The 11,880-nt window shown below is 49.4% G+C and carries 12 protein-coding genes; 3 read left to right on the top strand and 9 right to left on the bottom strand.

The window, feature by feature from the left end:
* Nucleotides 1–36 precede the first annotated feature (36 nt).
* Nucleotides 37–1,020 carry a quinone oxidoreductase gene (locus BEB42_RS12510; protein ID WP_000235533.1) on the top strand — a complete coding sequence of 328 codons (984 nt, stop codon included), beginning with the start codon at nt 37–39 and terminating at the stop codon, nt 1,018–1,020.
* A 165-nt stretch (nt 1,021–1,185) separates the two neighbouring features.
* Here BEB42_RS12510 and pspG read toward each other — a convergent pair whose 3' ends face one another.
* The 3 genes from pspG to BEB42_RS12495 all read right to left on the bottom strand — a co-directional run bounded on the left by pspG (nt 1,186) and on the right by BEB42_RS12495 (nt 3,965).
* The gene (pspG, locus tag BEB42_RS12505) at nt 1,186–1,428 is read right to left on the bottom strand and encodes an envelope stress response protein PspG (protein WP_000891404.1); all 243 of its coding nucleotides are present in this window, start codon (nt 1,426–1,428) and stop codon (nt 1,186–1,188) included.
* 133 nt (nt 1,429–1,561) lie between these two features.
* Nucleotides 1,562–2,599, bottom strand: a complete 1,038-nt coding sequence (dusA, locus tag BEB42_RS12500; protein ID WP_001353539.1) for a tRNA dihydrouridine(20/20a) synthase DusA — start codon at nt 2,597–2,599, stop codon at nt 1,562–1,564.
* Between the two features lie 361 nt (nt 2,600–2,960).
* Nucleotides 2,961–3,965 carry a DUF2713 family protein gene (locus BEB42_RS12495; RefSeq protein ID WP_000094903.1) on the bottom strand — a complete coding sequence of 335 codons (1,005 nt, stop codon included), beginning with the start codon at nt 3,963–3,965 and terminating at the stop codon, nt 2,961–2,963.
* 316 nt (nt 3,966–4,281) lie between these two features.
* Between BEB42_RS12495 and zur the strand changes: the two genes are divergently transcribed.
* Nucleotides 4,282–4,797 carry a zinc uptake transcriptional repressor Zur gene (gene zur, locus BEB42_RS12490; RefSeq protein ID WP_001353540.1) on the top strand — a complete coding sequence of 172 codons (516 nt, stop codon included), beginning with the start codon at nt 4,282–4,284 and terminating at the stop codon, nt 4,795–4,797.
* A 41-nt stretch (nt 4,798–4,838) separates the two neighbouring features.
* Here the strand turns inward: zur and BEB42_RS12485 are convergent, their stop codons facing one another.
* The 4 genes from BEB42_RS12485 to dgkA form a co-directional block, all read right to left on the bottom strand.
* Nucleotides 4,839–5,048 (bottom strand): CsbD family protein, encoded by a 210-nt coding sequence (locus BEB42_RS12485; RefSeq protein WP_001030595.1) that lies wholly within the window; start codon nt 5,046–5,048, stop codon nt 4,839–4,841.
* Between the two features lie 115 nt (nt 5,049–5,163).
* Entirely contained in the window at nt 5,164–6,489 is a 1,326-nt protein-coding gene (dinF, locus tag BEB42_RS12480; RefSeq protein WP_001353541.1) for an MATE family efflux transporter DinF, read from the bottom strand.
* Between the two features lie 72 nt (nt 6,490–6,561).
* Nucleotides 6,562–7,170, bottom strand: a complete 609-nt coding sequence (gene lexA, locus BEB42_RS12475; RefSeq protein ID WP_000646078.1) for a transcriptional repressor LexA — start codon at nt 7,168–7,170, stop codon at nt 6,562–6,564.
* Nucleotides 7,171–7,279: 109 nt separating this feature from the next.
* On the bottom strand, nt 7,280–7,648 hold the full coding sequence (gene dgkA, locus BEB42_RS12470) for a diacylglycerol kinase (protein ID WP_000002907.1): 369 nt from the start codon (nt 7,646–7,648) through the stop codon (nt 7,280–7,282).
* 170 nt (nt 7,649–7,818) lie between these two features.
* Here dgkA and plsB point away from each other — a divergent pair, with 170 nt between their 5' ends.
* Nucleotides 7,819–10,242 (top strand): glycerol-3-phosphate 1-O-acyltransferase PlsB, encoded by a 2,424-nt coding sequence (gene plsB, locus BEB42_RS12465; protein WP_000017354.1) that lies wholly within the window; start codon nt 7,819–7,821, stop codon nt 10,240–10,242.
* Nucleotides 10,243–10,396: 154 nt separating this feature from the next.
* Here plsB and ubiA read toward each other — a convergent pair whose 3' ends face one another.
* Both ubiA and ubiC read right to left on the bottom strand, forming a co-directional pair.
* Nucleotides 10,397–11,269 carry a 4-hydroxybenzoate octaprenyltransferase gene (ubiA, locus tag BEB42_RS12460; RefSeq protein WP_000455227.1) on the bottom strand — a complete coding sequence of 291 codons (873 nt, stop codon included), beginning with the start codon at nt 11,267–11,269 and terminating at the stop codon, nt 10,397–10,399.
* Nucleotides 11,270–11,281: 12 nt separating this feature from the next.
* On the bottom strand, nt 11,282–11,779 hold the full coding sequence (gene ubiC / locus BEB42_RS12455; protein WP_001353542.1) for a chorismate lyase: 498 nt from the start codon (nt 11,777–11,779) through the stop codon (nt 11,282–11,284).
* Nucleotides 11,780–11,880: the final 101 nt, after the last annotated feature.

The raw sequence follows: 11,880 nt of genomic DNA, 5'->3' as shown, positions 1-11,880 counted from the left end.
ATGAAGCAGACCCTGACGATACGTTCTGGAGGACACATGGCAACACGAATTGAATTTCATAAGCACGGTGGCCCGGAAGTACTTCAAGCCGTAGAGTTCACTCCTGCCGATCCGGCGGAGAATGAAATCCAGGTCGAAAATAAAGCCATCGGCATCAATTTTATCGACACGTATATCCGCAGCGGCCTTTATCCGCCGCCATCGCTACCCAGCGGATTAGGTACCGAAGCGGCAGGCATCGTGAGTAAAGTCGGCAGTGGTGTAAAGCATATTAAGGCAGGCGATCGCGTAGTCTATGCACAGTCGGCATTAGGCGCTTACAGCTCTGTGCATAACGTCAATGCCGATAAAGCGGCGATTCTGCCCGCGGCAATTTCTTTTGAGCAAGCGGCGGCATCATTCCTGAAAGGCTTAACGGTTTATTATCTGCTGCGCAAAACCTATGAAATTAAACCTGATGAGCAGTTCCTGTTCCACGCAGCGGCTGGCGGCGTTGGCTTAATTGCCTGCCAGTGGGCAAAAGCCCTTGGGGCGAAACTTATCGGCACCGTGGGAACCGCGCAAAAAGCGCAGAGTGCGCTAAAAGCGGGCGCATGGCAGGTTATTAACTATCGCGAAGAGAATCTGGTCGAGCGGTTAAAAGAGATCACCGGTGGCAAGAAAGTGCGCGTGGTGTACGATTCCGTGGGCAGAGACACCTGGGAACGGTCGCTGGATTGCCTGCAACGCCGCGGCTTAATGGTCAGTTTTGGCAACTCATCAGGTGCGGTTACCGGTGTGAACTTAGGCATTCTCAATCAAAAAGGCTCGTTGTATGTGACACGCCCTTCCCTGCAAGGCTATATCACCACGCGGGAGGAATTAACCGAGGCCAGTAATGAACTGTTCTCTTTGATTGCCAGCGGTGTGATTAAGGTCGATGTCACCGAGCAGCAGAAATATCCGCTTAAGGATGCACAGCGTGCGCATGCGATTCTGGAAAGCCGGGCGACGCAAGGCTCCAGCCTGTTGATTCCATAAAAGAAATAGGGCTTCCACCTGGGAAGCCCTTTCTTTTTATAGTTCGGCTGTATGTAGGGTACAGCACGATGAATCTGTTAGAGGCGCAATAGTGACAGATTTGATTATCAATTCCTATTTTGTTCTAAGGATAAAACCTTAGGTTGTGATCGTCCGCACAATCCCTTAGTAACGCCAACGGTCATAGCGCTGATATTTCGGCACTTTTGGTGCTTTAATCGCCTTAATAACCCACACCACCGCAATCGCCAATAACAGCCACGGCAGCAACTTAATCATCAATGCCAGCATACCGCCGAGGAACATAATGGCCGTCGCCACAACCAGCGCAGCGATAATACCCAGCAACGAAACGCCGGTGACCATCAGCATGACAAAAAAGCCAATCACAAAAAGTAGTTCCAGCATGATGCTCTCCCAAATATGAAATCTCTTGCTGGCATTACAAGAATCATGCCAAAACTAATCTATTGATTTAACAGCAAAACGCCCCGCGACGGTGCGCAGGGCGTGGTGAATTTGACTACTTTTTGGTGAAAAGTTAACGCTTATCTGCCACCAGTTTGAGCGCGTGTTCCAGCACGTTAATGTCAGCACCCGCTTTATGGGCATTTTCACTTAAATAACGCCGCCACTGCCGCGCGCCAGGAATACCCTGGAACAGCCCCAGCATATGCCGGGTAATATGGCCCAGATAAGTTCCCTGGCTGAGCTCACGCTCAATATACGGATACATGGCACGCACCACCGCTACCGGATCGGCATCGGTATCCGAGGAACCAAAAATCTCTCGGTCTACCGCCGCCAGAATACCCGGATTCTGATACGCCTCGCGCCCTACCATCACGCCATCCATATGTTGCAAATGCGCTTTAGCCTCTTCCAGCGACTTGATACCACCGTTAATCGACATCGTCAGATGCGGAAAGTCGCGCTTCAGTTGATACACACGCGGATAATCGAGCGGCGGGATTTCACGGTTTTCTTTCGGGCTTAACCCAGAAAGCCAGGCTTTACGTGCGTGGATGATGAACATCTCACACTCGCCTTTACCGGAAACGGTGTTGATGAAATCGCAGAGAAATTCATAGCTGTCCAGGTCGTCAATGCCAATACGCGTTTTCACCGTCACCGGAATCGATACGACATCGCGCATCGCTTTCACGCAGTCGGCAACCAGCTGCGCATTGCCCATCAGGCACGCACCAAACATGCCGTTCTGTACCCGGTCAGACGGGCAGCCGACATTCAGGTTGATCTCATCATATCCGCGCGTTTCTGCCAGCTTCGCACACTGCGCCAGCGCCGCCGGATCGCTACCGCCCAGTTGCAACGCTACCGGATGTTCTTCTTCACTGTACGCCAGGTAATCACCTTTACCGTGAATAATCGCCCCTGTGGTCACCATTTCTGTATACAGCAACGTATTGCGGGAAAGCAGACGCAGGAAATAACGGCAGTGTCTGTCCGTCCAGTCGAGCATTGGTGCAACGCTAAACCGACCACTCCAGTGAACGTCAGTTTTTTCAGGCATTGCGCTGGTTTGGTTGATTTTTTGCATTTCAGAATTACCGTGCATTTTCAAATGTAGAGATTATTTTAACGATATATCATGGAGTTATGTTATTCAGCATCACTGTTCAGGAGGCTCAATAGCGGGGTACTATACCATAACAACAGGAAGCGCCTGGCTCTTTGAAAAAGAAAAATGAGATTCCTTCAAAGCGTGACGCTCTCGCGAATTGAAGAAATAATCTTATTAGATGTTAGCGTTGTGAAAAGCAATGATAAACAATTCAGTTTCGACGATAAATAAAAAATCATACATAAAAGCGTGTTGAACTATCTCGCGGCGAATGGCAATGATAGATAAAAAAGAACCCAAGCAATGTTGGGTTCTTTTATGTAAAAAATTCCATACTACAGAGAAAATTCATATTTTATTTTTTTAACACAATACCGAATAGGTCATAAATGAACTTAATAATATCTTCGTTAATGAGATCGTTGTCATTTATATCTTTGTCATTCATATCTTTGCCAATTACAATGGGTCCCGTTGAGTCTGGGTCAAATGATTGAACGAATTTAATTAACGTCTCACCTGCAGCCTGCATTTTTGTAATGTCTGTGATGTCTTTATTGTCTTCTTCAGCCTTCTTTTTCCTCTCATTCAGAATTAAATTAAAATCCAGTTCATTTTTATCTACTAATTCTTTCATATCCATCAGGCTTTTTTTCATCACTTGACGAGATAATATTTTTATCTGACTTGTTATGTGGTTTTCACAATAATCATTAACTTTTTGTGCTGTTGCTATGATATCAGCTGATGCACTACCATATGAGAATGAAAGTAAAAGGGAAGCCAAGGGTTTTAAGCGAGCATCGTTCTTTGCTTTATATGCATTTTCCAAATTTAAAAAACCTTCGCTTACAGTTTTTAGATGTAATGACGCTACAGGTACTTTACCATAGGGTTTATCATAAAATAGCTGAATTGCGGAGGGAAGGTCATTCTGATTTATTACATCGAAAGTACACCTGTCTATTAGAGTTGCATCGCTATTTTCCATTGGATTACAAACAAAATCCATCGCATAATGAAAAATCGCCCGTTCTACAAATGCAGAAATATAGTCACGATCACCTAATTGCTCATTAGTGCACTCTACAATACACTCGTCAACCCAATCTTTGAGAGCATTTATTCGTCCAATTAAGGAAACATTCTTTTCACTTGCAGTCCATAAATTATGGGTAATCCTCTGAATAAACAAATCTATTTTTGCAATAATCGCAGCGCGATTACTCATCGTTGCATAATCAACCGATTTATTATACAGATCCTTAAGTTTTCCCGAGCTTACATTTTTATTATCGTATTGATTTGAGTTGAGGCTTTTATTAAAGTAATCTCTTGAACTTCCTATTATACTTGACATAATTTATCCACCTTTTTACCGAGCTGTATCATTCTTATAATTCATTTGATAAAAAGTCACTATCAAAAATCGCTCATAATTTCTGATCTGTAGGCATACTTTCAAACGCATTTAAATAAATAGCGAGTTAACTTCAAGCAATGTATTTAAAAATGGAGTAATAATTATTGTCATGTTGATAATGGTGTCACCTGGCTATACAACACCTTACCTATGAAACAGAAAATCAACATTACAACAACAATAAGGGTTCTCGGTGTTTTTCCTGGAACATGGTAAAGTAAGGACATTCTTAACCCACACCTTGAGGTGCCCGATGGAAAAGACCACAACGCAGGAATTATTAGCGCAGGCTGAAAAACTCTGTGCGCAGCGTAATGTGCGCCTGACCCCGCAGCGCCTGGAAGTGTTACGCCTGATGAGTCTGCAGGATGGCGCTATCAGCGCTTACGATCTGCTTGATTTGCTGCGCGAAGCTGAACCGCAAGCCAAGCCGCCTACGGTTTATCGCGCGCTGGATTTTCTGCTTGAGCAAGGTTTTGTGCATAAGGTGGAATCCACCAACAGTTATGTGCTCTGTCATCTGTTCGACCAGCCAACGCATACTTCAGCTATGTTTATTTGCGATCGCTGCGGTGCGGTGAAAGAAGAGTGTGCGGAAGGTGTGGAGGACATCATGCATACGCTGGCGGCAAAAATGGGTTTTGCCCTGCGGCATAATGTGATTGAAGCACATGGATTATGTTCAGCATGTGTAGAAATAGAAGCGTGTCGTCATCCTGAACAGTGCCACCATGACCACTCTATTCAGGTGAAAAAGAAATCTCGCTAACAGGGCGTACATCCTTGTACACGTCGGGCAGAAGGGATTAATTACCAGCGATATTCATTGCGGGTTTCCCAATCCACGACCTCTTTTTCTGCCTGATCTTTCTGATAACCATAACGTTCCTGGATTTTACCGACCAGTTGATCACGTTTACCTTCAATGACCGTCATATCATCATCGGTCAGTTTGCCCCATTGCTCTTTCACTTTACCTTTAAACTGTTTCCAGTTACCGCCGGCTTCATCTTTATTCATAATCAAGACCTCATCGTTAGGTTGTGAATGAGAGTACGCTCACTTTTCTTCTGAACGTGAGATTAAGTGTAGTCAGGAATTTTACCCAGGATTATTTATTCAGAATTTTTAACCGTCACGTTGCTGCAAACCAGGTACCGTTGCGCCAGTGACGCTGCCAGATAGCTGCCAGAGAAAGCCCGCGCAGCGCCAGAAAGACAGTTAACGCCAACCACAAACCATGATTGCCCAGCCACGGCAGCGTAAGGAGCGTCAGGGCAAAACCTGCTGCTGCTACCGCCATACTGTTACGCATTTCAGCCGCACGCGTTGCGCCTATAAACATGCCGTCCAGTAGATAACACCAGACACCGACCAATGGCAAAATCACCTGCCAGATAAGATAGCGGTCGGCCAGCTGTTGAATCTGGGTTAACGACGTCAACAACGCAATGATGTGTTCCCCTGCCAGTAAATAAATCACCGAAAACAGCAGTGCAACGATCCCCGACTGGCGGCACGCTGCGCGCCAGACCTCCAATAGCTGGCTCCCGTCGCGCGCACCGTACGCCTGACCTGAATGCGCTTCAACCGCGTAGGCAAAACCATCAAGCGCATAGGCGGTAAAGGTGAGTAGAGTCATCAGAACCGCGTTTACCGCGATGATGTCACTTCCAAGTCGTGCGCCAAGTACGGTGATCGCACCAAAACAGAGTTGCAGCAACAGCGAGCGCAGCATGATATCGCGGTTAAGCGCCAGCAAACGGCGGAAATTACCTCGCCAGGCTTTTTTCAGCATTTCGCCGGAGATACCGCGTGTTTTGATGATTTTACGCACTAGTAGCAGACCAATCAGCAATGTTGCATATTCTGCAATAACCGTCGCCAGCGCAGCGCCCTGCACGTTCATATGCAGCCCCATCACCAGCCAGACATCCAGCACTATGTTGAGAATATTGCCGACTACTAACAAAATTACTGGCGCACGGGCATATTGCACGCCGAGTAGCCAGCCAAGTAACACCAGATTCGCCAGCGACGCCGGTGCGCTTAACCAGCGGATTTCAAGAAAGCGCCGCGCCTGTTCCAGCACTGCTTCGCTACCGCCAACAATATGCAGCGCCAGATCGATAATCGGCGTACGCAGTAGCGCAATTAACGCCCCAGCCCCCAGAGCCAACAGCAACGGCTGTACCAGCGCACGGGCTAATGCCTGGGGATTTTGGGCACCATAAGCCTGCGCAGTAAGCCCGGTGGTGCTCATGCGCAAAAACAGCAACAGCATAAAGAGAAAGCTGGTCGCCGTTGCACCAACCGCCACACCGCCCAGATAAACCGGACTATCAAGATGACCAATAACCGCCGTATCGACCAGCCCAAGCAACGGGACGGTGATATTGGAGAAAATCATGGGTAAGGCGAGATGCCAGAGTGCTTTATCAGATGAAGTGAGGAATGCCATGCAGACAAGCCTGATGAAGAGAGATGAAAAACAAACCGCGACGCCAGGCGGCATCGCGGTCTCAGAGATATGTCACAGCCAGTCGCCGTTGCGAATAACCCCAACCGCCAGCCCTTCAATCGTGAAGCTTTGCTGACGAAGGTCAACGACAATCGGTTTAAACTCACTGTTTTCTGGCAACAGTTCGACTTTATTGCCCTGTTTTTTCAGACGCTTAACGGTAACTTCGTCATCAATACGAGCGACGACGACCTGACCATTACGTACGTCCTGAGTTTTATGCACAGCCAGCAAGTCGCCATCCATAATGCCGATATCTTTCATCGACATCCCGCTGACGCGCAGCAGGAAATCCGCATTCGGTTTGAACAAGGAAGGATCAACCTGATAATGACCTTCAATGTGCTGCTGCGCCAGAAGCGGTTCACCGGCAGCCACACGACCTACCAGTGGCAACCCCTCTTCCTCTTCCTGTAACAGACGAATCCCGCGTGATGCGCCGGAAACAATTTCAATAACGCCTTTGCGTGCCAGCGCCTTCAGATGTTCTTCAGCCGCGTTTGGGGAACGGAACCCCAAACGCTGCGCGATTTCCGCACGCGTCGGCGGCATACCTGTCTGGCTGATGTGATCACGGATGAGATCAAACACCTCTTGCTGCCTGGCCGTTAACGCTTTCATTCCGCCCCCTGGGTGTATATACAGTTATGCTGTGAGTATATACAGCAAAAGGCGATTTTGGAACCATAAACTGCACAATAAACCAGAGATTTATCGAATTCTGGAAGGGTTATCCAAAATGCGACCATAACAGGATGCACCAGGTAATCACGGCGACGATAATCGCGATCAGTACCGCAGCGGACCCCATATCTTTAGCGCGTCCGGAAAGCTCATGGTATTCAGAGCCAATTCGGTCAACCACGGCTTCAATGGCACTATTGAGAATTTCCACAATCATCACCAGCATGACGGAGCTGATAAGCAGCACGCGAGTAATCGCGTCCACATCCAGCCAGCAGGCGATGACCACCGCCAACAATACCGCTACGCCTTCCTGACGGAATGCCGCTTCGTTGATCCATGCCGCGCGTAACCCCTTCCAGGAATAGCCAGCAGCTTTGATAATTCGAGTGAATCCAGTGGTATTATTGGCCATTGAAAGAACCTTTTTACATTATGAGCGTCAATATCAGTGTACCGTTAAATCCGATGATTCGGGTTTGCGTAACGCCGCGCGAAACATGAGCGGATACCACAGAATTTCCCATGAGTTTCTGCTATCCTTGCCGCGCATTTGCATTATTAACCAGAGGCTTTACATCGTTTATGTCCGGCTGGCCACGAATTTACTACAAATTACTGAATTTACCATTAAGCATCCTGGTAAAAAGCAAGTCTATTCCGGCAGATCCTGCCCCGGAACTGGGACTGGATACCTCTCGTCCAATTATGTACGTTTTACCGTACAACTCGAAAGCAGATTTGCTGACGTTGCGCGCCCAGTGTCTGGCACATGACTTGCCTGACCCGTTAGAGCCGCTGGAAATCGACGGCACGCTACTGCCGCGCTATGTGTTCATTCACGGCGGGCCGCGTGTGTTCACCTATTACACGCCGAAAGAAGAGTCTATTAAGCTGTTCCACGACTATCTCGATTTGCACCGTAGCAACCCAAATCTGGATGTGCAGATGGTGCCAGTATCGGTGATGTTTGGTCGCGCGCCGGGGCGTGAAAAAGGCGAAGTGAACCCGCCGCTGCGTATGCTTAACGGCGTACAGAAATTTTTCGCCGTACTGTGGCTCGGTCGCGACAGTTTTGTGCGTTTCTCACCGTCAGTTTCTCTGCGCCGCATGGCCGATGAACACGGCACGGATAAAACTATCGCCCAGAAACTAGCGCGCGTGGCACGTATGCACTTTGCTCGTCAGCGTCTGGCTGCCGTAGGTCCACGTCTTCCTGCCCGTCAGGATCTGTTTAATAAGCTGCTCGCCTCCCGCGCCATTGCCAAAGCGGTAGAAGATGAAGCGCGCAGCAAAAAAATCTCCCATGAAAAAGCGCAGCAGAACGCCATTGCACTGATGGAAGAGATTGCGGCGAATTTCTCTTACGAGATGATTCGCCTGACTGACCGTATTCTGGGCTTCACCTGGAACCGACTTTATCAGGGCATTAACGTCCATAACGCTGAGCGCGTTCGCCAGCTGGCTCATGACGGTCATGAGCTGGTATATGTGCCTTGCCACCGCAGTCACATGGACTACCTGCTGCTTTCTTACGTGCTCTATCACCAGGGGCTGGTGCCACCGCATATCGCCGCCGGGATCAACCTGAACTTCTGGCCTGCCGGGCCGATTTTCCGCCGTCTGGGTGCGTTCTTTATTCGCCGTACGTTTAAAGGCAATAAGCTCTATTCCACCGTTTTCCGTGAGTATCTCGGCGAACTATTCAGCCGTGGTTATTCCGTCGAGTACTTTGTGGAAGGCGGTCGTTCCCGTACGGGGCGTTTGCTGGATCCGAAAACCGGTACACTGTCGATGACCATTCAGGCGATGCTGCGTGGCGGCACGCGTCCGATTACGCTGATTCCGATCTACATCGGTTATGAGCACGTCATGGAAGTGGGTACTTACGCCAAAGAACTGCGCGGTGCAACGAAAGAGAAAGAGAGCCTGCCGCAGATGCTGCGCGGTTTAAGCAAGCTGCGTAATCTCGGTCAGGGTTACGTCAACTTCGGTGAACCAATGCCGTTGATGACCTACCTTAACCAGCACGTACCAGACTGGCGTGAATCTATCGATCCCATCGAAGCGGTGCGTCCGGCCTGGTTAACGCCGACGGTCAATAATATTGCTGCCGATCTGATGGTACGCATTAACAACGCAGGCGCGGCAAACGCCATGAACCTGTGCTGTACTGCGCTTCTGGCGTCACGTCAGCGCTCACTCACCCGCGAGCAGTTAACCGAGCAACTCAACTGCTACCTGGATCTGATGCGCAATGTACCTTACTCCACGGACTCTACCGTTCCTTCAGCCAGCGCCAGCGAGCTTATCGATCACGCGCTGCAAATGAACAAGTTTGAAGTCGAGAAAGACACTATCGGCGACATCATCATTCTGCCGCGCGAGCAAGCGGTGTTGATGACCTACTATCGCAACAACATTGCGCATATGTTGGTGCTGCCTTCGCTGATGGCGGCAATTGTCACTCAGCATCGCCACATCTCCCGCGACGTATTGATGGAGCACGTCAATGTGCTTTACCCAATGCTGAAAGCGGAGCTGTTCCTGCGCTGGGATCGCGACGAATTGCCAGACGTTATTGATGCGCTGGCAAATGAGATGCAACGTCAGGGTCTGATTACCCTGCAAGATGATGAGTTGCATATCAACCCGGCGCATTCTCGCACGCTACAGCTGCTGGCCGCAGGCGCGCGCGAAACGCTGCAACGTTATGCCATCACCTTCTGGCTGTTGAGCGCCAACCCGTCGATCAACCGCGGTACGCTGGAAAAAGAGAGCCGCACCGTCGCGCAACGTCTCTCCGTGCTGCACGGTATCAACGCGCCGGAGTTCTTCGACAAGGCGGTGTTCAGTTCTCTGGTGCTGACACTGCGTGATGAAGGATATATCAGCGATAGCGGCGACGCCGAACCGGCAGAAACGATGAAGGTTTATCAATTGCTGGCGGAGTTGATTACATCAGACGTGCGTTTGACGATTGAGAGTGCGACGCAGGGCGAAGGGTAATCAGTGAGAATTGCCAGATGCGGCGCAAACGCCTTATTCGGCCTACCATGATCTGCAAATTCAATAAATTGCGATATGTTGTGTAGGCCTGAGAAGCGCAGCGCATCAGGCAGCCCAGAAGAAAGCCGGATGATCATCCGGCTTTTTTACATCATCAGAAATGCCAGTAACTCATTGCCAGCCCTAAAAACAGTACCAGACCAACATAGTTATTATTCATAAATGCCTTAAAGCAGGCTTCTCGCTCACGGTTGGCAATCAGTTTTTGTTGATAAACAAACAGCGCGCCAGCCACCAGAATTGACCAGTAATATCCCCAGCCTAAGCCATTTAACTCACCGATGATCGCCATCAGCGCCAGTACGCCAATCTGCAAAATACCAATAATCAATTTATCGTATTGGCCGAACAGGATTGCGGTGGATTTAATGCCAATCTTCACATCATCATCGCGGTCAACCATCGCATACTGCGTGTCGTAAGCCACCGCCCAGAGAATATTGGCGAGGAACATTAACCAGCAACTCAACGGCACCGACTCACTCACAGCGGCAAAAGCCATTGGAATCGACCAGCCAAACGCCGCCCCCAGCACCACTTGCGGTAGATGGGTATACCGCTTCATAAACGGGTACACCCACGCCAGCGCCAGCGCGGCAATCGACAACAGAATGGTCATCGTATTCAGCGTCAGCACCAGTAAAAACGAAATCAGTACCAGCACGACAAACAGCGCACGCGCCTCTTTCTCCGTTACCGCGCCGCTGGGAAGTGGTCGGTTCGCCGTACGCTTAACATGACCATCAAACTTGCGGTCAGCATAATCATTCACCACACAACCAGCAGCGCGCATCAGCCAGACACCCGCGACAAACACCGCCAGGATCCAGAGCTGGGGAACGCCCGGTGTCGCTACCCACAGTGCCCATAATGTTGGCCAGAGCAGCAGTAACGCGCCAATTGGCTTATCCGTACGCATTAAGCGATGAAACGCCAGCAGCTTATTCTGCGTCAGACTCCACTCCATATTTTTTTCCTCTTAGTACAACGGTGACGCCGGTAAAAACAGTTCGGTTAGCAACAGCGGTTTACCGCTTAATCGCAGGCGGGAACGTCGCCCCCACAGTCCGGCATCACGGCCTATCTCAATAAAGTCCCGGGTTAATGTCGATGATGTGAACAGATAGCGTCCTAACGGCGTTTTACCCAATTTTTGTAACGCCAGCTCCGGCCCGCTTAACGTTGACTCAGGAACGACGGTACGACCGGCAAGCCACGGTTCACCATCGGCACATAACAAAATTTCACGTAACCAGTAACGGGACTCTTTCGGCAACAATGGCAGTTCTTCGTGGATTTCATTCTGCCCGACAAACCCTTCGCGGATCATCGTCACGCTCACTGTTTTTCCCTGCTGCTCAAAACGTTTCGTCATGGAATCTTCCAGCAACAACCAGTCGAGCAGTTGCGGATCCAGGGAAGGGATCTCTGTAAAATAGCGCAGCGCACGCAGTTGCGTTAACGCGGGGTGTGACATGCCGAACTCTCCGTTACATAACGTAAAGGCATTGTATCGCAGAAAAGTGTTTACGGGAGATGTATAGCAAATTAAGTGATCTAATGCGCAACAAAAACGCA

It is taken from the genome of Escherichia sp. MOD1-EC5990, assembly GCF_002965285.1.
GTDB lineage: Bacteria > Pseudomonadota > Gammaproteobacteria > Enterobacterales > Enterobacteriaceae > Escherichia > Escherichia coli_F.
This window is presented reverse-complemented; position numbering and strand designations above follow the sequence as displayed.

Excerpts from the sequence above, each read along its gene's own strand:
- BEB42_RS12510 (WP_000235533.1), top strand. The coding sequence starts at position 37 with ATGGCAACACGAATTGAATTTCATAAGCACGGTGGCCCGGAAGTACTT.
- pspG (WP_000891404.1), bottom strand. The coding sequence starts at position 1,428 with ATGCTGGAACTACTTTTTGTGATTGGCTTTTTTGTCATGCTGATGGTC.
- dusA (WP_001353539.1), bottom strand. The coding sequence starts at position 2,599 with ATGCACGGTAATTCTGAAATGCAAAAAATCAACCAAACCAGCGCAATG.
- BEB42_RS12495 (WP_000094903.1), bottom strand. The coding sequence starts at position 3,965 with ATGTCAAGTATAATAGGAAGTTCAAGAGATTACTTTAATAAAAGCCTC.
- zur (WP_001353540.1), top strand. The coding sequence starts at position 4,282 with ATGGAAAAGACCACAACGCAGGAATTATTAGCGCAGGCTGAAAAACTC.
- BEB42_RS12485 (WP_001030595.1), bottom strand. The coding sequence starts at position 5,048 with ATGAATAAAGATGAAGCCGGCGGTAACTGGAAACAGTTTAAAGGTAAA.
- dinF (WP_001353541.1), bottom strand. The coding sequence starts at position 6,489 with ATGGCATTCCTCACTTCATCTGATAAAGCACTCTGGCATCTCGCCTTA.
- lexA (WP_000646078.1), bottom strand. The coding sequence starts at position 7,170 with ATGAAAGCGTTAACGGCCAGGCAGCAAGAGGTGTTTGATCTCATCCGT.
- dgkA (WP_000002907.1), bottom strand. The coding sequence starts at position 7,648 with ATGGCCAATAATACCACTGGATTCACTCGAATTATCAAAGCTGCTGGC.
- plsB (WP_000017354.1), top strand. The coding sequence starts at position 7,819 with ATGTCCGGCTGGCCACGAATTTACTACAAATTACTGAATTTACCATTA.
- ubiA (WP_000455227.1), bottom strand. The coding sequence starts at position 11,269 with ATGGAGTGGAGTCTGACGCAGAATAAGCTGCTGGCGTTTCATCGCTTA.
- ubiC (WP_001353542.1), bottom strand. The coding sequence starts at position 11,779 with ATGTCACACCCCGCGTTAACGCAACTGCGTGCGCTGCGCTATTTTACA.